At 58.7% G+C, this 20,690-nt stretch carries 18 protein-coding genes; 5 read left to right on the top strand and 13 right to left on the bottom strand.

The features are described 5' to 3' along the window. Window positions 1-20: 20 nt before the first annotated feature. The 7 genes from rfbB to trxA all read right to left on the bottom strand — a co-directional run bounded on the left by rfbB (window position 21) and on the right by trxA (window position 7,851). Window positions 21-1,100 carry a dTDP-glucose 4,6-dehydratase gene (rfbB, locus tag JS46_RS19155; RefSeq protein ID WP_033754704.1) on the bottom strand — a complete coding sequence of 360 codons (1,080 nt, stop codon included), beginning with the start codon at window positions 1,098-1,100 and terminating at the stop codon, window positions 21-23. Next, window positions 1,097-2,356 carry a UDP-N-acetyl-D-mannosamine dehydrogenase gene (gene wecC, locus JS46_RS19150; RefSeq protein WP_033754553.1) on the bottom strand — a complete coding sequence of 420 codons (1,260 nt, stop codon included), beginning with the start codon at window positions 2,354-2,356 and terminating at the stop codon, window positions 1,097-1,099. Before wecC ends, rfbB begins: the two co-directional genes overlap by 4 nt. Beyond that, window positions 2,353-3,483: a non-hydrolyzing UDP-N-acetylglucosamine 2-epimerase gene (wecB, locus tag JS46_RS19145; RefSeq protein WP_033754550.1), complete on the bottom strand. Its 1,131-nt coding sequence runs from the start codon at window positions 3,481-3,483 to the stop codon at window positions 2,353-2,355. The genes wecC and wecB overlap by 4 nt, the downstream gene beginning before the upstream one ends. After that, complete coding sequence (gene wzzE / locus JS46_RS19140) at window positions 3,480-4,532, bottom strand: ECA polysaccharide chain length modulation protein (protein ID WP_033754547.1); 1,053 nt, start codon at window positions 4,530-4,532, stop codon at window positions 3,480-3,482. Before wzzE ends, wecB begins: the two co-directional genes overlap by 4 nt. Before the next feature lie 16 nt (window positions 4,533-4,548). Beyond that, window positions 4,549-5,634 (bottom strand): UDP-N-acetylglucosamine--undecaprenyl-phosphate N-acetylglucosaminephosphotransferase, encoded by a 1,086-nt coding sequence (gene wecA / locus JS46_RS19135; RefSeq protein WP_033754545.1) that lies wholly within the window; start codon window positions 5,632-5,634, stop codon window positions 4,549-4,551. A gap of 280 nt (window positions 5,635-5,914) precedes the next feature. Then, window positions 5,915-7,174: a transcription termination factor Rho gene (gene rho / locus JS46_RS19130; protein WP_033754542.1), complete on the bottom strand. Its 1,260-nt coding sequence runs from the start codon at window positions 7,172-7,174 to the stop codon at window positions 5,915-5,917. Window positions 7,175-7,518: 344 nt separating this feature from the next. Next, a complete protein-coding gene (trxA, locus tag JS46_RS19125; RefSeq protein ID WP_033754540.1) occupies window positions 7,519-7,851 on the bottom strand; it encodes a thioredoxin TrxA in 333 nt (110 codons plus the stop codon). A 117-nt stretch (window positions 7,852-7,968) separates the two neighbouring features. Here trxA and rhlB point away from each other — a divergent pair, with 117 nt between their 5' ends. Both rhlB and gppA read left to right on the top strand, forming a co-directional pair. Further along, window positions 7,969-9,261, top strand: coding sequence for an ATP-dependent RNA helicase RhlB (rhlB, locus tag JS46_RS19120; RefSeq protein WP_033754537.1), 1,293 nt, complete (start codon window positions 7,969-7,971; stop codon window positions 9,259-9,261). 8 nt (window positions 9,262-9,269) lie between these two features. Next, the gene (gene gppA, locus JS46_RS19115; protein ID WP_033754535.1) at window positions 9,270-10,754 is read left to right on the top strand and encodes a guanosine-5'-triphosphate,3'-diphosphate diphosphatase; all 1,485 of its coding nucleotides are present in this window, start codon (window positions 9,270-9,272) and stop codon (window positions 10,752-10,754) included. A 33-nt stretch (window positions 10,755-10,787) separates the two neighbouring features. On the opposite strand, the gene JS46_RS19110 is transcribed toward gppA, so the two are convergent. The 3 genes from JS46_RS19110 to rep all read right to left on the bottom strand — a co-directional run bounded on the left by JS46_RS19110 (window position 10,788) and on the right by rep (window position 13,482). Continuing rightward, on the bottom strand, window positions 10,788-11,075 hold the full coding sequence (locus JS46_RS19110; protein ID WP_033754532.1) for a type II toxin-antitoxin system RelE/ParE family toxin: 288 nt from the start codon (window positions 11,073-11,075) through the stop codon (window positions 10,788-10,790). Next, a complete protein-coding gene (locus JS46_RS19105; RefSeq protein WP_033754529.1) occupies window positions 11,065-11,319 on the bottom strand; it encodes a type II toxin-antitoxin system Phd/YefM family antitoxin in 255 nt (84 codons plus the stop codon). Before JS46_RS19105 ends, JS46_RS19110 begins: the two co-directional genes overlap by 11 nt. A gap of 141 nt (window positions 11,320-11,460) precedes the next feature. Next, window positions 11,461-13,482, bottom strand: coding sequence for a DNA helicase Rep (gene rep, locus JS46_RS19100; protein WP_033754526.1), 2,022 nt, complete (start codon window positions 13,480-13,482; stop codon window positions 11,461-11,463). Between the two features lie 74 nt (window positions 13,483-13,556). Here rep and ppiC point away from each other — a divergent pair, with 74 nt between their 5' ends. Then, window positions 13,557-13,838, top strand: a complete 282-nt coding sequence (gene ppiC / locus JS46_RS19095) for a peptidylprolyl isomerase PpiC (RefSeq protein ID WP_033754522.1) — start codon at window positions 13,557-13,559, stop codon at window positions 13,836-13,838. Here ppiC and JS46_RS19090 read toward each other — a convergent pair whose 3' ends face one another. Beyond that, entirely contained in the window at window positions 13,839-15,899 is a 2,061-nt protein-coding gene (locus JS46_RS19090; protein WP_033754519.1) for an AsmA family protein, read from the bottom strand. It lies immediately after the preceding gene. A 63-nt stretch (window positions 15,900-15,962) separates the two neighbouring features. Next, window positions 15,963-16,736, bottom strand: a complete 774-nt coding sequence (gene pdeH, locus JS46_RS19085) for a cyclic-guanylate-specific phosphodiesterase (protein WP_033754516.1) — start codon at window positions 16,734-16,736, stop codon at window positions 15,963-15,965. Window positions 16,737-17,016: 280 nt separating this feature from the next. Here pdeH and JS46_RS19080 point away from each other — a divergent pair, with 280 nt between their 5' ends. Continuing rightward, window positions 17,017-17,949 (top strand): sugar kinase, encoded by a 933-nt coding sequence (locus tag JS46_RS19080; RefSeq protein ID WP_033754514.1) that lies wholly within the window; start codon window positions 17,017-17,019, stop codon window positions 17,947-17,949. A 334-nt stretch (window positions 17,950-18,283) separates the two neighbouring features. Continuing rightward, a complete protein-coding gene (locus JS46_RS19075; protein WP_033754512.1) occupies window positions 18,284-19,156 on the top strand; it encodes an alpha/beta hydrolase in 873 nt (290 codons plus the stop codon). Window positions 19,157-19,160: 4 nt separating this feature from the next. Here the strand turns inward: JS46_RS19075 and JS46_RS19070 are convergent, their stop codons facing one another. Beyond that, on the bottom strand, window positions 19,161-20,645 hold the full coding sequence (locus JS46_RS19070) for a pitrilysin family protein (RefSeq protein ID WP_033754509.1): 1,485 nt from the start codon (window positions 20,643-20,645) through the stop codon (window positions 19,161-19,163). Between the last annotated feature and the right edge of the window lie 45 nt (window positions 20,646-20,690).

Raw genomic sequence — 20,690 nt, 5'->3', positions numbered from 1 at the left:
CTTCCGCTCCTCTGACGCCGTCATGAACGCGACGCAGCCAGGCCTAGCCGCTCGCCGCGATAGCGCCCGTCCAGAATAGCCTGCCACCATGCCTGATTTTCCAGATACCAGCGCACGGTTTTGCGCATGCCGCTGTCGAACGTTTCCTGTGGCGTCCAGCCCAGCTCGCGCGCAATTTTGCTGGCGTCGATGGCATAGCGCTGATCGTGACCGGGACGATCCGCCACAAACGTAATCAAATCGCGGTAGTGCGTCAGGCCAGCGGCTTTTCGCTCCGGCGCCATTTGCTCCAGTAAATCGCAGATAGTGTTGACCACGTCGATATTGCGCTGCTCATTATGCCCGCCGATATTATAGGTTTCGCCAACCTTGCCGCTGCTCACGACGCGATAGAGCGCGCGCGCATGATCTTCGACATAGAGCCAGTCGCGGATCTGCTCACCGTTGCCGTAAACCGGCAGCGGCTTGCCCGCCAGCGCATTGATGATGGTGAGCGGGATAAGCTTTTCCGGGAAATGGCAGGGGCCATAGTTATTCGAGCAATTAGTGACGATAACTGGCAGGCCGTAGGTACGCAGCCAGGCGCGCACCAGATGATCGCTGCTGGCCTTGGTCGCTGAATAAGGGCTGCTTGGCGCATAGGGCGTGGTTTCGGTAAAAAACGCCTGCGGATCCTGCAAATCGCCAAACACTTCGTCGGTGGAGATATGGTGGAAGATAAAAGCTTCGCGTCGCGCTGCTTCAAGTCTGTTCCAGTAGCTGCGCGCCGCCTCCAGCAGTTGATAGGTGCCGACGATATTGGTTTCGACGAAGGCTATCGGGCCGTCGATAGAGCGGTCGACGTGGCTTTCAGCCGCCAGGTGCATAACGCAGTCGGGCTGATAGCGCGCGAAAACAGCATCCAGCGCCGGACGATCGCAAATATCCACCTGTTCGAAAGCGAAGCGCGCATGCTGCATCACGCTCGCCAGCGAGGCGAGATTGCCTGCATAGCTGAGCTTGTCGACCACAACGATGCGGTGATCCGTCTCTTCGATAAGAAAACGCACCAGCGCCGAGCCGATAAAACCTGCGCCGCCGGTGATTAAGAACTGTTTCACCGCCATACTCCCCGCGTATCCACAATCCAGCTTTGCGTAACCTGCGACGCGTCAACGGCGCGGAAGTGATCGTGGTCCACCAGCATCACCAGCACGTCGGCCTCCGCCAGCGCCTGCTCGCGGGAAACCAGCGCAGCCTTGTCGGCGAGCGCGGCGGGCAGCGCGGCGATATGCGGCTCGACCACCCAGCTCTGGCCGCGATGCCATTCGGCGATCATCTGCGCTACCTGCATCGCCGGGCTTTCGCGCAGATCGTCGATGTTGGGTTTAAACGCCAGCCCGAAGCAGCCGATGACAATCTCATCGGCGCGCTTGCCGCTCTGGGTAAGGCAGTCCGCCAGCGCCGCCTTGACCTGATTCAGCACCCAGTGCGGCTTGCTGTCGTTCACTTCGCGCGCGGTGCGGATCAGCCGCGCCAGCGACGGATTTTGCGCCACGATAAACCAGGGATCGACCGCAATGCAGTGCCCGCCGACGCCAGGCCCCGGCTGCAGAATATTGACGCGCGGATGGCGATTCGCCAGCGCAATCAGTTCCCAGACGTTAATCCCCTGATCGGCGCAAATCAGCGACAGCTCATTGGCGAAAGCGATATTAACGTCGCGGAAGCTGTTTTCCGTCAGCTTGCATAGCTCCGCCGTGCGCGCGTTGGTCTCCACGCATTCGCCCTGCAGAAAAATACGGTAGAGCGCGCTGGCCTGCGCCGAGCAGGCGGGCGTCATGCCGCCGATCACGCGGTCGTTGTGAATCAGTTCCTGCATGATTTTGCCCGGCAGCACGCGCTCCGGACAGTAGGCGATAAAGATATCGGGCGTGCCGCCGTGCTGCGGGAAACGCAGATCCGGACGCGTCACCGCCAGCCACTCCGCCATCTGCTCCGTGGCGCCGACCGGCGAGGTCGATTCCAGGATCACCAGATCGCCCTTCTTCAATACCGGGGCGATCGATTCCGCCGCCGCCTTAACGAAGCGCAAATCGGGCTGATGGTCCGCCATAAAGGGCGTCGGCACGGCGATCAGAAAGGCGTCGGCCGCTTCGGGCTGCGTGGTGGCGCGCAGAAAACCCTGGGTAACGGCATCGTGGACCACTTTGTCCAGCGCGGGCTCGACGATATGGATCGCCCCACGGTTAATGGTCTCTACCGCGTGGGCGTTGATATCGACCCCCACGACCTTTTTCTTTTGCGACGCGAAAACGGCTGCGGTCGGCAGCCCAATGTAGCCCAGTCCAATCACGGAAATGGTGTCAAAACTCATAGGTCAACTCGGGTATCTTTTAAGGCTTGCAGAATGCGCTGACAGGCGTTGCCGTCGCCGTAAGGGTTGTGCGCGCGGCTCATGGTTTGCCAGGCCGTTTCGTCGGTCAACAGCAGACCGACTTCAGCCACGATTTTCTCTACGTCGGTGCCGACCAGCTTCACGGTGCCGGCGTCGACCGCTTCAGGCCGTTCCGTCGCGTCGCGCATCACCAGCACCGGTTTGCCCAGCGAAGGCGCTTCTTCCTGAATGCCGCCGGAGTCGGTGAGGATTAGCCAGGCCCGGTTCATCAGCCAGACGAAAGGCAGATACTCCTGCGGCTCGATCAGCACGATATTGTCGATGCCGCTGAGGATGCGGTTAACCGGCTCGCTGACGTTGGGGTTGAGGTGCACCGGATAGACGATCTGCGCGTCGGGATGCTGACGGGCGATACGCGCCAACGCGCTGCAGATACGCTCAAAACCTTCGCCGAAGCTTTCGCGACGATGGCCGGTGACCAGCACCAGCTTCTTCTCGCTGTCGAGGAAGGGATAGCGGCCGGCGAGCTGCGCGTTGAGGCCGGGATCGGCGATAACCCGATCGCGCACCCACAGCAGCGCGTCGATCACCGTATTGCCGGTGACGAAGATACGCGCGTCGGGCAAATTTTCCGCCAGCAGATTCTGGCGCGAGCGCTCGGTCGGGGTAAAGTGCAACCGGGCAAGATGACCGGTCAGCTTGCGGTTGCCCTCTTCGGGCCACGGCGACGTCAAATCGCCGGTGCGCAGTCCCGCCTCGACGTGGGCGACCGGGATCTGCTGATAAAATGCCGCCAGGCTGGCGGCGAGCGTGGTGGTGGTGTCGCCATGCACCAGCACCACGTCGGGTTTAAAGTCGAGCAGCACGGTTTTCATGCCCTGTAAAATGCGGCAGGTGATCTCCGTTAATCCTTGCTCAGGACGCATCACGTTCAGGTCATAATCGGGCTGCAGCGCAAAGAGGCGCAGAACCTGATCGAGCATTTCGCGGTGCTGCGCGGTGACGCACAGGCGAGAGTCAAACGCAGGATCCTGCGCCAGCGCCTGCACCAGCGGCGCCATTTTTATCGCCTCCGGGCGAGTCCCGAATACTGTTAGCACTTTCACGCGGTTTCTCTCGCTGATCTGACGCCGGAACGACGCGCCAGCGCCACGCCTGCGCCCGTCAATGCGCCTAACGCGCCCCACATAACCATCATAAACAGGCGACGCGGGCTGTCGCGCGAAACCGGCTCTTCCGGCGTACGCAGGTAGCGGTAGGTCTGGAAGGTGCGGTTCAACGTCGGGCCGGCGCTCAGCGTGGTGAGCATCGCCCTGTTTTGATCATAGCTGATATCGTAGCTGGGTCCGGTCGCCTGCAGGGTTTCCAGCTGCGCCTGCAGCTGCGGCTCGCCCAGCAGGAAGAGGTCGCTGTCGGCGATCGGTTCGCGCGCGTCGCGCGAGCGGTTTTCATGGATGCCCTGCTGGCTGGCGACCTTCAGCGCCTGCTGCAGACGATGCTGCTGACGCTGGAAAACGGCGTTCGCCACATCTTCCTGACGCTTCACCTGCGCCTGCAGCTGCTCGCTGCGCGCCTGCCATGCGCCTTTCAGCTCGCCGTTAAGGTGGCGCGCCGCACGCTCGCTGGCGAAGGCTATATACTGGCGCAGCAGGTTGTTGGCGTCCCCGGCGGTTTCCGCGATGAGCTTAACGCTGTCGCGCGTGTTGCGCGCCGCGTCGGCGGGCAGAAACTGGATATTGGCGACCATATCGTCAAGCAGCGCGGCGTCGTTATGGGCGTTGCCTGAGCGACGGCTTTTGTAATATTCCGTCTGCTGCCAGAAGTCGCGGCGCGTATCCCAGGCGCCCAGCTGCATAATAAATTCCTGATAGACCTCATCCATAATGGTCGGCGAGGGTGCCGCCAGATTGAGCGTATTGTTGCGCACGTCGAGATTATTCAGAAACTGCTCCTGCGCGTAGTAATCGCCGAGCATATTCACCGTAGGACGATCGGTAATCGCCGTGGTGCTCCACGCCTGTTTCATCAGCAGCGAAGCCAGCCACGCGACCAGCGCGAAAAGCAGCGCCAGACCGATAATCCAGCGCTTGCCGCGCCATAACGCGCAGCCCAGGCCGCGAATATCCAGTTCGTTATCTGCAACCTCAGAGGTCATCACAAGGCAATCCTTATCAGGGTAATTTTTTCTTAGCGTCGCGATGAGCGTTCAAACGACGCTTTATACGACGGATCAGGCGCGCCACGCGCCAGGCGTGTTTCAGGCAATACCCGTAAAACATAAACGCCACCATAAACAGCACCAGCATCACCCACTCGGGGATAAAGGCGAGGTACTCGCCGAGCACGCCGATGCCGGCGAGAATCGCGGCCGCTACGGTGATCAACACAAACGCCTGGCGCGAGGTGAAGCCAGCGCGCATGATCAAATGATGAATATGCTGCCGGTCAGCGGAGAAAGGGCTCATGCCTTTGCGCAGGCGACGATACATAATCGCCACCATATCCATTAGCGGAATGGCGATCAGCCAGAGCGCGGTCACGGGCGTAATCGGATGACTCAATCCCTGCGTGGTTTCCAGCAGGATCCAGATAATGGTGAAGCCAATCATGGTGCTGCCGGCATCGCCCATAAAGACTTTATAGCGACGACCGAGAAAACCAAGATTCAACAAGATATAAGGTATGGTGGCGGCAATCATGGCGAAGCACCAGACGGCCAGGCTGTACTGCCCGTCGAAGCAGAGAATAATGCCCATCGCCGCAAAGGTGACCGAGGAAAGGCCGCCCAGCAGGCCGTCGATGCCGTCCACCATATTAAAGGCGTTAATCGCCGCCCAGACGGCGAACAGCGTCAGCACGTAGCCGAACGGCCCGACCACTAGCTCAACCGGGCCGATAATAAAGCCGAGGCTGAGCAGATAGAGTTTGGCGCCCACCATCATCGCCACCGCTACCGCGGCCTGCACCACGGCGCGGATTTTTACGCTGATATCGAAACGATCGTCGAGCGCGCCGACCAGCACCAGCAGACCGGCGCAGATAAGATAAAGCGTGGCGTGCGGCAGGTAGAAGCGGGTAATGAGAAACATAAAACAGATGCCGGCGTATACGGAAATGCCGCCGACCAGTGGAATGGCGCCGTGATGACGTTTACGGGAATTAGGCGTGTCGACCAGACCTATTTTTTTAGCCGCTTTGCGCGCAAAAAAGATAAAGACTAAAGAAAATAGAAAAGTAAGGCCCAGCTCAGTACTCATAGTGAGTAAATTCACGTTTAACGCTCTCAGCTAAAATCAGGGACAGGATAAACAAACTGCATGTTTTTGCCTTTCATCCCGAGTCCGAATTCTGCTTCCGACCACGCGCGCATGGTTATTTTTTGCGCACTGCCGCCGCAGTCATTATAAATGCTCCTGCCAGCGGTAATCCTAATGCGCACAAATAAAAAACGCCACGTTAAGACGTGGCGTTAGGGCGAATTCCTGCGCATTTAGGCTAAAAAAGTCGGTTTCGCCGTCTCGATTAGCCAGCGCGGAATTACGAGCGCTTCATCATATCGAAGAATTCGTCGTTGGTTTTGGTCATCGCCAGTTTGTTGATGAGGAATTCCATCGCGTCGATTTCGCCCATCGGGTGAATAATCTTGCGCAGGATCCACATCTTCTGCAGCTCTTCTTGGGAAGTAAGCAGCTCTTCTTTACGCGTACCGGAGCGGTTGTAGTCAATCGCCGGGAAGACGCGTTTTTCAGCGATTTTACGTGCGAGGTGCAGCTCCATGTTACCGGTGCCTTTAAACTCTTCGTAAATCACTTCATCCATCTTCGAACCGGTATCAACCAGCGCGGTCGCGATGATGGTCAGGCTGCCGCCCTCTTCCACGTTACGCGCGGCGCCGAAGAAGCGCTTCGGACGATGCAGGGCGTTGGCGTCAACACCACCGGTCAGCACTTTACCTGATGCCGGCACTACGGTGTTGTAGGCGCGCGCCAGGCGAGTGATGGAGTCGAGCAGGATGATCACATCTTTCTTGTGTTCAACCAGACGCTTTGCCTTCTCGATTACCATTTCGGCAACCTGAACGTGGCGTGAAGCCGGTTCGTCGAAGGTAGAGGCGATGACTTCGCCTTTGACCAGACGCTGCATCTCGGTCACTTCTTCCGGACGTTCGTCGATCAGCAGCACCATCAGCACGCAGTCTGGATGGTTGTAGGCGATGCTCTGCGCGATATTCTGCAGCAGCATGGTTTTACCCGCTTTCGGCGGCGCGACAATCAGACCACGCTGGCCGCGGCCGATCGGCGAAGCCAGATCCAGCACGCGTGCGGTAAGGTCTTCCGTCGAACCATTGCCGCGCTCCATGCGCAGACGGCTGTTGGCGTGCAGCGGCGTCAGGTTTTCGAACAGAATCTTATTACGCGCGTTTTCAGGCTTATCGTAGTTAACCTCGTTAACCTTCAGCAGCGCAAAGTAACGCTCGCCCTCTTTCGGCGGACGGATTTTGCCGGAGATGGTGTCACCAGTGCGAAGGTTGAAACGGCGAATTTGGCTGGGAGAAACGTAGATGTCGTCGGGACCGGCGAGGTAAGAGCTGTCTGCGGAGCGGAGGAAACCAAATCCGTCCTGCAATATCTCCAGCACACCATCACCGAAGATGTCCTCGCCGCTTTTCGCGTGCTGTTTGAGGATGGCGAAAATAATATCCTGTTTGCGCATGCGCGCCAGGTTTTCCAGCCCCATATTTTCGCCGAGGGTAATCAGCTCAGAAACCGGCGTGTTCTTTAATTCGGTAAGATTCATAGTGATGGGTTCTTAAACTCGGGGTAATTCTCGAAATGTTGGTCGTGAATGGTATGGCTTAATATTCCATGCCTGTTAATGGCGCTTTCAACTCTTCTCGACGATCATCGTCAGGGATGGCGACTGGAAGCGAGAGAGACGGTTGAAATGCGATGCCAAAGTTGGTGCTAACCGTCAGAATTGCTAAACCGCTGTATACGGAACGTGCTTCAGGGTTTAACAAAGGAAATCTTTAAGATGCAAACTACAAGGTAAGTGCGTAATGCAGTGAAAGTAACTTAGCACGCTAAAATGCGAACGTCCAGCAGTGGAAGAAAATTCGCCACCGCCGAACGTTCTCGTCCTTACGCCAGGTTGGCGTTCAGGAACTCTTTCAGCTGGCTTTTAGACAGCGCGCCGACTTTCGTCGCGGCGACTTCACCGTTTTTGAACAGCAGCAGCGTCGGGATGCCGCGGATGCCGTACTTCGGCGCGGTGCCCGGGTTATCGTCAATGTTCAGCTTGGCGATAGTGAGCTTACCGTCGTACTCTTCGGCAACTTCATCGAGAATCGGGGCGATCATTTTGCAAGGACCACACCATTCAGCCCAGAAATCTACCAGTGTGACACCTTCTGCTTTCAGAACGTCTGCATCGAAACTGTCATCGGTGAGGTGAACGATTTTATCGCTGCTCATGTATTACTCCACAAGATTATGCCTGGCGAATTGGCGTAAAGTTTACCAACGAAGGTTGACTTTATTTCATCGGATACGCTTTCGTAAAGCGATAGTAAGCTGATATTCTACCACACTATGAGCAAAACACACTTAACAGAACAGAAGTTTTCCGACTTCGCCCTGCACCCTCTGGTCGTGGAAGCCCTTGATAAAAAAGGCTTTCATCACTGTACGCCTATTCAGGCGTTAGCTCTGCCCTTTACGCTCTCAGGGCGTGATGTCGCAGGCCAGGCGCAAACCGGTACCGGCAAAACGATGGCGTTTCTGACGTCGACGTTTCATCATCTTCTCACTCACCCTGCCCAGGAAGGCCGTCAGATCAATCAGCCGCGCGCGTTGATCATGGCGCCGACGCGCGAACTGGCGGTGCAGATCCACGCCGACGCCGAACCGCTGGCGCAGGCCACCGGTCTGAAGCTGGGCCTGGCTTACGGCGGCGACGGCTACGACAAGCAGCTAAAAGTGCTGGCCGACGGCGTCGACATCCTGGTCGGCACCACCGGCCGTCTGATCGATTACGCGAAACAGAACCACATTAACCTCGGCGCGATTCAGGTGCTGGTGCTGGACGAAGCCGACCGCATGTTCGATCTCGGCTTTATTAAAGATATCCGCTGGCTGTTCCGCCGCATGCCGCCTGCGACGCAGCGCCTGAGCATGCTCTTCTCCGCCACGCTCTCCTGGCGCGTGCGCGAACTGGCTTTCGAACACATGAACAACGCCGAGTACGTTGAGGTGGAGCCAGAGCAGAAAACGGGTCATCGCATTAAAGAAGAGCTTTTCTACCCGTCGAACGAAGAAAAAATGCGCCTGCTGCAGACGCTGCTGGAAGAAGAGTGGCCGGATCGCGCTATCGTCTTCGCCAACACCAAGCATCGCTGCGAAGATATCTGGGGCCATTTGGCGGCGGACGGCCATCGCGTCGGCCTGCTGACCGGCGACGTGCCGCAGAAGAAGCGCCTGCGCATTCTGGACGACTTCACCAAAGGCGACGTCGATATCCTGGTGGCGACCGACGTGGCGGCGCGCGGCCTGCATATTCCTGCGGTCACGCACGTCTTTAACTACGACCTGCCTGACGATCGCGAAGATTACGTTCACCGTATCGGCCGTACCGGCCGCGCGGGCGCCAGCGGACACTCTATCAGCCTGGCCTGTGAAGAGTACGCGCTGAATCTGCCGGCGATTGAAGAGTATATCGGCCACAGCATTCCGGTGAGCAAGTACAACAGCGACGCGCTGATGGACGACCTGCCGCCGCCGAAGCGTCTGGCTCGCGCCCGTACCGGCAACGGTCCGCGCCGCGGCGGCAACAACGCGAATCGTCGTGGAGCGCCGCGTAACAACAACCGTAAACGTTCGGGTTAATCCACATTATGCTAAGCGCATCGTCACTTTATGCTGCGATTGATCTGGGATCCAACAGCTTTCATATGCTGGTGGTGCGCGAAGTTTCCGGAAGCATTCAGACCGTCGCGCGCATTAAGCGCAAGGTGCGTCTGGCTGCCGGCCTGGACAAAAATAACCATCTTTCCGTCGAGGCGATGACGCGCGGCTGGGAGTGTCTGAAGCTCTTCTCCGAACAGCTGCAGGATATTCCTTCCGAACAGATCCGCGTGGTCGCGACCGCCACCTTGCGCCTGGCGGCTAACGCCAGCGAATTCCTGTTTACCGCACAGCAGATTTTGGGCTGCACGATTAACGTTATCAGCGGCGAAGAGGAAGCGCGCCTGATTTATCAGGGCGTCGCGCATACCACTGGCGGCTCGGACAAGCGGCTGGTGGTCGATATCGGCGGCGGCAGCACCGAGCTGGCCACCGGCGACGGCTCGCACGCCTCCGTGCTGTTTAGCCTGCCGATGGGCTGCGTAACCTGGCTTGAACGCTTCTTCAGCGACCGTCATCTGGCAAAAGAGAATTTCGACGCCGCCGAGCAGGCCGCGATCGACATGATCCGCCCTATCGCCTCGCCGCTGCGCGCTCACGGCTGGGAAGCCTGCGTCGGCGCCTCCGGCACCGTCCAGGCGCTGCAGGAGATTATGGTGGCGCAGGGCATGGACGAACGCATCACCCTGAGTAAGCTGCAGCAGCTCAAACAGCGCGCCATTCAGTGCGGCAAGCTGGAAGAGCTGGAGATCGAAGGCTTAACGCTGGAGCGCGCGCTGGTTTTCCCCAGCGGCCTTTCCATTCTGATTGCGGTATTCCAGGAGCTCGGCATCGAAAGCATGACGCTGGCCGGCGGCGCGCTGCGCGAGGGACTGGTTTACGGCATGCTGCATCTGCCGGTCGATCGCGATATCCGCAGCCGCACGCTGCACAACGTTCAGCGTCGTTTCTCTATCGATGTGGAACAGGCAGCGCGCGTGCGTCAGCTGGCCGACGTGTTTTTCCGTCAGGTGAGCGCGGTATGGAAACTGGATCAGCGCTGCCGCGAGCTGCTGCTCAGCGCCAGCGCGATACACGAAATCGGCCTTAGCGTCGATTTCCGCCAGGCTCCACAGCACGCCGCCTATCTGGTGCGCCATCTCGATCTCCCCGGCTTTACGCCCGCGCAGAAAAAACTGCTGGCCTGCCTGCTGCAGAACCAGAGCGGCAGCATCGATTTAGCACTGCTGACCCAGCAAAACGCTCTTCCGCCGCGTCTTGCCGAACGCCTCTGCCGTCTGCTGCGGTTGGCGATCATCTTTTCCAGCCGTCGTCGCGACGATACGCTGCCTGCGGTGCGCTTACAGGCTGACGACGATACGCTGCATCTCACTCTGCCGGCAGGCTGGCTGGAAGCGCATCCGCTGCGCGCCGAGCTGCTGGGTCAGGAGAGCCATTACCAGTCCTACGTGCACTGGCTGCTGCAAATATCTTAAGGCATGGCTATTACGGTTATTCAAAATAGCCGTTTACACTGAGCGATCTGCAGTATTCAGATAGACCTGGCCGCCATCCCTTTTCCCTATGCCCAAAACGATGACCGTGATGGTTTCATCCTCAACCAAATAAACTAGCCTGTAACCGGTAGCCCTGAGTTTAATTTTATACTGATCTTTACGGCCATGAAGTTGAGCAGCAGGAATGCGCGGATTTACTAACCGCTCGGCCAGCTTTTTCTTGAACTGCTCTCGAATGGTATGACCCAGTTTTTTCCACTCCTTTTCAGCGGAGGGAATGAATTTAAGTTTATAAGTCATCGAGCGAAATCTCTTTCGCATCAGGCAACTCAGCCAATCGCTCGTCAACCAGACGTCCTAGTTCGGCATCCTCCGCCAGCTCCATCAAATAAGCGTAGACAGCAGGCGGTACGCAGTAGAAAGCAGGTTCATTACGATTGAGTATGGCAATGGTTTCGCCCTCAGCGGAACGGATTGTTCCCATAGGATCACGTTTCAAATCGGTGATACTGGCTGCTGTATTGGTCAGAATAGTAAAAGGCATCGTTTGACCCCTTGAGCTAATAGCATGGACTAAAAGAGGATAATTCTAAAGATACTAATAATAGCACCTTTAAAAGCACTACTAATAGTATCTTATTTAGCCAGTGACCATCCGGTAAAGCAAATCAAAGCAACGGAACGCTTAGCCCTTTTTCGCCTTCTCCAGCATCGCCCGCAGGCCGGCGACCCGCGTTTGCCCGGTTTTCATCCGCTCTTCGGCGCTGACGACCTTGCGCTCGGTTTCCCAGACCACATCATCCTGCGGCAGCTCCAGCAGAAAGCGGCTCGGCTCCGGACGCACCAGCTCGCCATACTGGCGCCGCTCGCGGCAGAGCGTAAAGGTCAGCTCTTTCTGCGCGCGGGTAATGCCGACGTAGGCCAGACGGCGCTCCTCTTCGATGTTGTTCTCATCGATGCTGCTCTGATGCGGCAGCAACCCCTCTTCCATGCCGACCAGAAAGACGTAGGGAAATTCCAGCCCTTTCGAGGCGTGCAGCGTCATCAGCTGCACCTGATCGAGCTCTTCGTCGCTCTCGCCGCGCTCCATCATGTCGCGCAGCGTAAAGCGCGTGACCACCTGCGTCAACGTCATCGGCTCGTCGATATCGCTGCCCTCAAGCATCTCCGTCATCCACTGAAACAGCGTATTGACGTTCTTCATGCGCATTTCGGCCGCTTTCGGACTGCCCGACGTTTCGAACAGCCAGCTTTCATAGTCGATGCCGCGGATCAGATCGCGCACCGCGTTGACCGGCTCGCGCTCGGTCATCTGCACGATCTCCTGCAGCCAGTGGGTAAAGCGCTGCAGATGTTCCAGGCCGCGCCCGCTTAGCGTCTGCCCAAGGCCGACGTCGAAACTGGCGTTAAACAGGCTTTTATTGCGCAGGTTCGCCCACTCGCCCAGCTTTTGCAGCGTCGCCGGGCCAATCTCGCGACGCGGCGTGTTGACGATGCGCAAAAAGGCGCTGTCGTCGTCCGGGTTGGTAAGCACGCGCAGATAGGCGAGCAGATCCTTAATCTCGGGCCGCGAAAAAAACGAGGTGCCGCCAGAGATGCGATAGGGAATGCGGTTCTGCATCAGCATCTTTTCAAACACGCGTGACTGATGATTGCCGCGATAGAGAATTGCGTAATCTTTATACTGCGTTTTATTGATGAAATGGTGCGCGATCAGCTCGCCCGTTACGCGCTCCGCCTCATGATCCTCATGGTTCGCGGTCAGCACTTTGAGTTCGCTGCCGAGACCGAGCTCGGAGAAAAGCCGCTTCTCGAATACGTGCGGGTTGTTGGCGATCAGGATATTCGCCGCTTTCAGGATGCGCTGCGACGAGCGGTAATTCTGCTCCAGCTTGATCACCTCCAGCGCCGGAAAATCCTCTTTCAGCAGCACCAGATTCTGCGGCCGCGCGCCGCGCCAGGAGTAGATCGACTGGTCGTCATCTCCGACCACGGTAAAGCGCGCCCGCGCGCCCACCAGCAGCTTCACCAGCTCATACTGGCTGGTATTGGTGTCCTGATACTCATCCACCAGCAGATAGCGAATGCGCTGCTGCCAGCGCTCCCGCACCTCCTGATTGCGCTGCAGCAGCAGCGTCGGCAGCAGGATCAAATCGTCGAAGTCGAGCACGTTGCACGATTTAAGATGCTGATCGTAGAGGCTGTAGCAGTGAGCGAAGATATTGTCGCGCTCGCTGCGCGCCAGCGCGGCGGCGCGCGGCGGATCGATCAAATCGTTCTTCCAGTTGGAGATGGTCGAGATCAGCTGCTGCAGCAGCGTCTTGTCCTCTTCCAGCCACGGCTGCGTCAAATCTTTCAGCAGCGCCAGCTGGTCGGTATCGTCGAACAGCGAGAAGTTGGACTTCATGCCCAACGCGGCGTATTCGCGCTTAATGATCTCCAGTCCCAGCGTATGGAAGGTGGAGATCATCAGGCCGCGCGCCTCTTTTTTTCCCAGCGTCTGGGCGACGCGCTCTTTCATCTCGCGCGAGGCTTTATTGGTAAAGGTAACCGCCGCGATATGGCGCGCCTGATAGCCGCACTCGCGGATCAGATGGGCAATCTTATTGGTGATGACGCGGGTTTTGCCCGATCCCGCTCCCGCCAGCACCAGACAGGGGCCGGTAACAAACTCGACGGCGCGTTGTTGGCTGGGGTTTAGACGCATAGTAAAAAATCGCTCAGTAAAAAGAGAGGAGGATGAAATAATGGGCGGTCAGTATACACAATCAGAGGACTATCATGGCGAAAACCGCGGCGGCTTTACACATCCTGGTGAAAGAGGAAGCGCTGGCTAACGAGCTGCTGGCGAAGCTGGAAAAGGGCGCCAGTTTTCAGCAGCTGGCGAAGAAACACTCTACCTGTCCTTCCGGACGCAACGGCGGCGATTTAGGCGAGTTTCGACAGGGCCAGATGGTGCCGGCCTTCGATAAAGCGGTCTTCACCTGCCCGCTGATAAAACCTTTCGGGCCGGTGAAAACCGCATTTGGCTATCACATCATTAAAGTGCTCTACCGCAGCTGATCACTTTTTACTTTTCATCTGCTGCAGCACGTTGCTGCACTGGTTATCTTCATTGTCGCTTGGGCTGATCAACGCCAGCAGCGCGGCGGCAGGGCCGACCACGGTGCCGAGCGCAACGGCGGCCGCGCCGCGCGCCAGCAGCGGCCCGGCTTTAACGCCGGCGTCAGGATTTTTGAAGGTGCCGCGAACGTAAAGCGGCGAACGCAGCGTCACGATGCGGATGCCTTTGCTCTCTGGATTGATCGAGAGATCCAGACGCTCGCTGGCGAAGTTGGCGTTGCCGGTGACGTTGATGACCGCATTTTCGGTATCAAACACGAACAGGTTCGGCGTCGCGACGCCGTTTTGCAGCTTCACGTCGGTCGCGGCGCAGTTGATACGCACCTCATCGTCGCCAAACAGCTTGCCAACCACATAGTTGCCGACGTTCAGCCCGGCGATCTCCATCAGGCTGCGGCTGATTAAGCCGTTATTCATCAGCAGTTTCAGCTGGCCGTTACTGGTCGCGAGCAGATCGGCCACCGAGTTGCCGCTGCCGGTAAAGCTGGCGTCGCCGTTTAGCTGGCCCAGGCTGCGCTGCATCGCTTCGACATTAGGGAAGAGCTGACGCAGATGCAGACGACGCGCGTGGATGTCGGCGCGACCGCGCATCGGCGACTTATCCCCTTCCAGACGAATCGTGCTGTTCAGCGTGCCGCCCGCCATGCCGAAGCGCAGCGGATCGAGCAGCAGGTCGCCATTTTTCAGCTGTAAGTGGGTATAAAGATCGCTCAACGGCAGCGAATTGCCATGTTCGATGCGCTTGCCGGTGAACTTCACGTCGGCGTCCATGACGTCCCAGCTTTTGGTATCGAAGGTGTCATGCGGCAGCACGCGATCGGCGGGCTGCGCCGCTTTTTCGCCGCGCTTCGCCTTCGCCTGCGCGGTTTTCGCGCTGCCTTTGCCGGAGTCGACGCCGATAAGCGGCCCTAGATCCGCCATACGCAGCTGTTTCGAACTCAGCTCGCCCACCAGCGCCGGACGTGGTTTGCCTTGGGTATAAGTGAGCGTGCCGTGAATATCGCTGTCGCCGATATGGCCGTTGAAGTTTTCGTAGTGGTATTCGGGCCCTTTTTTGCCGGTGAAGCGGGCGGTCAGGTGACCGTCGGTTTCATAGGGCGGCGTATCGGGCAAGAGCACGCCGGTCAGCCCATAGAGATTGGCGAGCGTATCGCCGGAGAAGCGCAGCCGCACGTTCACGCCGCCAAGATTCATCGGATCCTGAATGCCGCCCGTGACCTGCACGCGCGTAGAGCCGTTACGTATATCGGCCTGAATCGGGAACGGCGTGTTTTTGCTGCGCAGCGAGAGCATGCCGCCGGTTTTGCCTTCCCCTTCCAGCTGTTCGTTGTTATAGGTGCCGCGCGCCTCCCAGCCGAAAACAAAGTCGCCCGCGCCTTTCTGCGCGTCGCTGCCGCCGGCAATCTGCCCATAAGGCACCGGCTTGCCGAGCGGATTGATTTTTACCGTCACGTCAGCTTTATTGACCGCATCGCGGTAGCGCAGCTGGCCCTGGTCAAACAGAATATTGTCGAGGCGGAATGACCAGGCGGATGGCGCCGCACTGGCATCAGGATTTTTGCTGTCGGCGAGATTGAAGGTCCAGTTGTTCTTTTTGTCGGCGGTTTGAATCAGCCGCGCATCGGGCTGCTGAAGTTTGATCCACGGCAGGTAAACTTCTTTATGCAGCAGCGCCAGCGGCGACAGGGTAGCGTCGACGCGCTCTAGATGCACCATCGTCACCTCCGCCATCTCGGGCGGATTGCCTAATATAATGTCCTGCGCATGCACATGCGGCCAGGGTATCCAGCTACGCCAGCCCGGCTCATCGCGGTTGCGCTCCCAGGCGACGCCCAGATCGCCGCGAATCGCGAACTGGCGATTCAGTTCCGTCGAGACTTTCTGGTTGATGGTGGGCTTGAGACGATTCCAGTCAAAGGTCGCGATGATGATCACCACCACCACGATCAGCAACAAAAAAATCCCGACTATCCAGCTAACAACTTTTCCCGTGCGCGACATCTCGCTTCCTCCTTGCCTGTCCACAGTCTCCGTTAAAGATAGTCGAGACGTTGTGGAACGGCATCAGACAAGCTGAAGCGGCAGATGATTAAGTTGCGAAAAGGGGACCGGCCTTGAAAAAAAGTAACCCTGCGCCGCCATTGCGGGCGAACAGCACACCTGCCGCCACTCCTCTTCAGTCTCGACGCCTTCGACGATCACGCCGTTACAGTAACGGTTAATCAACGCCAGCAGCATCGAGAAGAGCGCCTGGCCCTCTTCGGTGCGGCGCAGCAGGATAAACAGCTCGCGCGACAGCTTGATGTAGTCGTACTTCAGCTCCGTCAGCGCGGAAAAGTTAGCCATACCGGAACCGAAATCGTCCAGCCACAGCGGCCCCAGCTCTGGCATCTGCGCGATCATCTCTTCCTGCGGCAGCGCGTGATGTTCGGTGAGTTCGAAGCGCACCCACGGCAGCTCGGTAATCAGGCGTCGAATCGGCGGATGCTGCTGAATCGCCATCGGCGTCGGCCCGTCAATATTCACCGACGCCACGATCTGGTTGTCGCAAAAAAAGGGCTGCCACTCTTTTAGCAGCGCCAGCTGCTCATGGACTACGTGCAGACGCTGATTAATCGCCAGCGCCTCAAAGTACTCCTCCGGCGAGAGTTTCTTTTCCGGCGCGGTCGGATGCGTGACCGCGGTCAGGATTTCAATTGCCAGCAACCGGCCCGATACCTGGTATATCGGCTGGAAAGTGTAGAATCGTTGGCATTGCTGCCAGAAGAGACGCGCTTCCTGTTGTGGGTTGATGTCAGTTGAAGAAGGTAGCCGATGACTAATATTCTTCATCACCATGGTTTTTTCCTGGTTGGTGGCAAGTGCCATGTGTCAGCGCGGCGGCGAGTGTCAGCTGTGCCCGCCCTATCTCTGTCCGCCTGCTGGTCACATAAGACTACAGAGTGTACCAATCCGTATCGGGCGCAATCGTGAAAAAAAGCCCGCCTTTGTCCGTTAAATCGCCGCGAAGACAGGCTTTTTTCACCTTAAGTGGAATTAAAACACCGTTTTAAAAATCATTGACGTCTGCCATACCAGACGCGAGACTAAGGCACTATTTCACTACAGGCCAAAGACCATGACGCATAAAAAAATAGCCATTATCGGCGAGTGCATGATTGAGCTGTCCGAGAAGGGTGAGAGCATTAAACGCGGCTTCGGCGGCGATACGCTGAACACGGCGGTCTATCTGGCGCGGCAGGTAGATGAGACGCAGCTCAGCGTCGACTATGTGACGGCGCTGGGCATCGACTCCTTCAGCGATCAGATGATCGCCGCCTGGCAGCAGGAGAAGGTAAACACCCGCCTAATCCAGCGGCTGGAAAACAAAATGCCCGGCCTGTATGTCATTGAAACCGATGATAAAGGTGAACGCACCTTCTGGTACTGGCGTAGCGACGCCGCCGCGCGCTACTGGCTAGATGCTCCGCAATCCGCCGCTATCGTCGACGAGCTGGCGCGCTATGACTATCTCTACCTGAGCGGCATTTCGCTGGCGATCCTGCCTGACGACAGTCGCGATAAGCTGATGGCGCTGCTGGATCGCTGCCGCGCCAACGGCGGCCAGGTCATTTTCGACAATAACTATCGTCCGCGCCTGTGGGCCGACAAGGCGAGCGCGCAGCAGGCCTATCGGGCGATGCTGCAGCGCACCGATATCGCCTTTTTGACGCTGGATGACGAACATCTGCTATGGGGCGAGCATCCATTAAGCGCAGTGATTGAGCGCACCCACGCCGCAGGCGCCAGCGAAATCGTGATTAAGCGCGGCGCGGACTCCTGTCTGGTAGCGATCGGTGACGACGCGCTGATTGACGTGCCAGCGGTGCGTCTCGATGCGGCGCGTATCATCGACACCACCGCGGCGGGCGACTCTTTCAGCGCCGGCTATCTGTCGCAGCGCCTGACGGGCGGCTCGCCGCAGGCCGCCGCCGAGCGCGGCCACCTGACCGCCAGCACGGTGATCCAGCATCGCGGCGCGATTATTCCGCTGGAGGCGATGCCGGCATAACGTCCGCCCCGCTTTGCGGGGCGTGCGATTTCTCCCCGGCGAACGCATGGCCGAAACCGCCTTAAATTTGCCTTAACGCCTGACAGTCTACGACCAGTTGCCGTTAAGAGAAAAATTAACGCTGGCACTGATTTCCATGCCTGTATCAGGCTGCTTTCTGCACCTGAAATCCCGCTTATTCTTTACTCCAGGCATAGTCTGAATCCGCCGCTCAGGGCCCTTTTCGGATGGACGACCGCCGCAAAAAAGACCATCTTTTCCTCAATAACAGCAGGACGCTGTTTAGCCGGCCGCGATAAAAAAACGACAACATTCCTCGCATCAGGACCGTTTTATGCACACAGAAATTATCAATATCTGGCCCAATGGCGACGCGCCAGGCGCCAGCGATTCGCGCGCGCAGCCGCAAATCGTCGATCTGGCGAAAGAGTATGAGCCTTACGATCGCGCGGCGACCGGCGTGCGCTGTCCGGAGATCGCCATCTGGCATCCCGAAGAGTCCAACGGCATCACGCTGCTGGTGGCGCCGGGCGGCGGCTATCAGCGCGTACTGATCGACCGCGAAGGCAGCGCGCTGGCGACCTTTTTCACTGCGATGGGCTACACCCTGGCGGTAATGACCTATCGCCTGCCCTACGACGGCCATCACGAAGGCGCGGACGCGCCGCTGGCCGACGCGCAGCGTGCGGTGCGCGTGCTGCGCGATCGCGCCCAGCGCGGCCTGAACGGCAAATATATCGTGATGACGGGCTTCTCGGCGGGCGGTCACGTCGCCGCCAGCCTGGGCACGCGCTTTGGCGAAAAAATCTACCCGGTGCAGGACGCCGCAGATAGCTTCTCGCCGCGTCCCGACGCGATGGTGCTGGTCTATCCGGTTATCAGCATGCGCGACGGCGTGGCGCATGAGGGTTCCCGCACGCGCCTGCTCGGAGCCTGGCCCGATGCGAAAACCATCGAAGCCTATTCGCTGGAGACGCGCGTACACGCGCAGACGCCGCCGACGCTGCTGATCCACGCGGCGGATGATGAAACGGTCTCGGTAAACAACAGCATGGCGTTTTTCAGCGCGCTCCGCGAACACAAGGTGCCCGCGGAGCTGCACTTTTATCAGAAAGGCGGCCACGGATTCGGCATCCGCGGCGTGGCGGATCTGCCCCTTGCCAGCTGGCCGATGCTGGTGACCGAGTGGCTCAGGGCGAAAACCTGACGGATCAGGAGGAAGGCGGCGCGCTGTCGCTGGCGCTGCTCTCCTGCGGCGCGGCGTCGGCGGCCGCTGGCGGCGCCATCACCTTGTCCCATATCGCCTGCAAACTCTTCACGTTGGTCTCCGCTTCGCCTTCCGGCTGCATCAGCACCAGCGTAACCTCCTGCGACAATTGCTGACGCAGCTCCTGGTTCAGCCGATCGCGTGTCAGCTCGCTCAGAAACGCCTGACGCAGCTTTTGATACTGCTCCGGCGCGATATCTACCACGGCGTTCTGCTGCGAACGCAGGCGCTGGCTCATCAGCACATCGGTATCGGTGCGCGCATAGGTGGCGAACAGCTTGTTCAGCTCCAGCAGCTTCTGCGCCATCAGCGCGTCAAACTCCTCCTGCGGCAGCCCTTTGTCGCGCACCACAGCCAGCTCGCGCGACACCAGGTTCAGGCCTGACTCCAGCGCGTCGTTGCGCGCGTCGAGATTAACCGAGCACTGGGCGCGCTGGTAGAGCACGCGGCAGTCGAAACCGATCTGCAGGTTCTGCGCTTTGCTGTCACCCAGCGTGCGCTGCAGATGCCAGAACAGCGCCTCGCGCGCCAGATCGCTCTGCCAGTAACGCTGCAGATTCTGCGAATCGCGAATCGGCTGCCAGGGCGTATCCCAAATCAGGGCCAGGCGATCCTGGCTCATCGCGCCGTTGACCAGATTAATCGGCTGATGCGGCAGCGGCGACAGCGTCGGCAACGGCGCGGGATTGCTGCGCTTGCCGGTCAGCGAGGAGAAGGCTTTGTTGATCTGCTCCGCCAGGCTGCGGCTCTCGACGTTGCCCACCACATAAAGCGTCATGGCGTCCGGCGTATACCACTGCTGGTAAAAGGCGTTCAGCGCGTTGAGGTCGATCGGCGCGCGCGGCTGCTCGGCCGGGTCGTGCGCCAGCAGGGTCGAGCCCTTCAGGCGATAGCGCCACAGCACATCCTGGGTATTGGCGGGCCAGGTCGCGGCAGGATCGGAGGCGCTCAGCGCGGTGCTGACCACCTGCTCGTTAATGGACATTTTGCCCGCCGTCGCTGCCAGCCAGTTAAGCGCCTCTTTCAGCAGCTCCGGGCGGTTGTTGGGCAGGCTAAGGTTGTACTGGGTAAAGTCGTAGGAAACGATGGCGGGCGGCAGCGGATGCTGCGGGTCCATGGCCTGCTGCCACAGTGCGCGCTGCTGGTTGGTGTCGAGCGCGGCGTTATGCACCATCGCCAGACGCGGCAGCAGGTGGCTGAAGCCGGTCTGCTGGGTAGTCTCTACCAGCGAGCCGGTATTCACCACCATACGCAGTTCAATGCGATCGCTGGGGCGCTGCGGCGTTGTCAGCAGCTGCCAGCTTAATCCGTTATCCAGTTTCCCTTCTTGCCAGGCTGGATCGGGCTGCAGCGTTTCGGCCCAGGCGCCAAAACTGGCGGCCACCCACGCTAACCCCCCAACTAAAAGCCGAATTCTGGTGCCCTGCATGTGAACCTCTAATCTAAAAGTCGTTATCACTGGCACGTTTCGCCG

Origin of the sequence: Pantoea sp. NGS-ED-1003, from assembly GCF_000738765.1 — a bacterium.
Classification (GTDB): domain Bacteria; phylum Pseudomonadota; class Gammaproteobacteria; order Enterobacterales; family Enterobacteriaceae; genus Pantoea; species Pantoea septica.
Note: the sequence above shows the minus strand (reverse complement) of the source record. Positions and strands in the feature narration are given on the sequence as shown.

Excerpts from the sequence above, each read along its gene's own strand:
- wecC (WP_033754553.1), bottom strand. The coding sequence starts at position 2,356 with ATGAGTTTTGACACCATTTCCGTGATTGGACTGGGCTACATTGGGCTG.
- wzzE (WP_033754547.1), bottom strand. The coding sequence starts at position 4,532 with ATGACCTCTGAGGTTGCAGATAACGAACTGGATATTCGCGGCCTGGGC.
- wecA (WP_033754545.1), bottom strand. The coding sequence starts at position 5,634 with ATGAGTACTGAGCTGGGCCTTACTTTTCTATTTTCTTTAGTCTTTATC.
- rho (WP_033754542.1), bottom strand. The coding sequence starts at position 7,174 with ATGAATCTTACCGAATTAAAGAACACGCCGGTTTCTGAGCTGATTACC.
- trxA (WP_033754540.1), bottom strand. The coding sequence starts at position 7,851 with ATGAGCAGCGATAAAATCGTTCACCTCACCGATGACAGTTTCGATGCA.
- rhlB (WP_033754537.1), top strand. The coding sequence starts at position 7,969 with ATGAGCAAAACACACTTAACAGAACAGAAGTTTTCCGACTTCGCCCTG.
- gppA (WP_033754535.1), top strand. The coding sequence starts at position 9,270 with ATGCTAAGCGCATCGTCACTTTATGCTGCGATTGATCTGGGATCCAAC.
- JS46_RS19110 (WP_033754532.1), bottom strand. The coding sequence starts at position 11,075 with ATGACTTATAAACTTAAATTCATTCCCTCCGCTGAAAAGGAGTGGAAA.
- JS46_RS19105 (WP_033754529.1), bottom strand. The coding sequence starts at position 11,319 with ATGCCTTTTACTATTCTGACCAATACAGCAGCCAGTATCACCGATTTG.
- rep (WP_033754526.1), bottom strand. The coding sequence starts at position 13,482 with ATGCGTCTAAACCCCAGCCAACAACGCGCCGTCGAGTTTGTTACCGGC.
- ppiC (WP_033754522.1), top strand. The coding sequence starts at position 13,557 with ATGGCGAAAACCGCGGCGGCTTTACACATCCTGGTGAAAGAGGAAGCG.
- JS46_RS19090 (WP_033754519.1), bottom strand. The coding sequence starts at position 15,899 with ATGTCGCGCACGGGAAAAGTTGTTAGCTGGATAGTCGGGATTTTTTTG.
- pdeH (WP_033754516.1), bottom strand. The coding sequence starts at position 16,736 with ATGGTGATGAAGAATATTAGTCATCGGCTACCTTCTTCAACTGACATC.
- JS46_RS19080 (WP_033754514.1), top strand. The coding sequence starts at position 17,017 with ATGACGCATAAAAAAATAGCCATTATCGGCGAGTGCATGATTGAGCTG.
- JS46_RS19075 (WP_033754512.1), top strand. The coding sequence starts at position 18,284 with ATGCACACAGAAATTATCAATATCTGGCCCAATGGCGACGCGCCAGGC.
- JS46_RS19070 (WP_033754509.1), bottom strand. The coding sequence starts at position 20,645 with ATGCAGGGCACCAGAATTCGGCTTTTAGTTGGGGGGTTAGCGTGGGTG.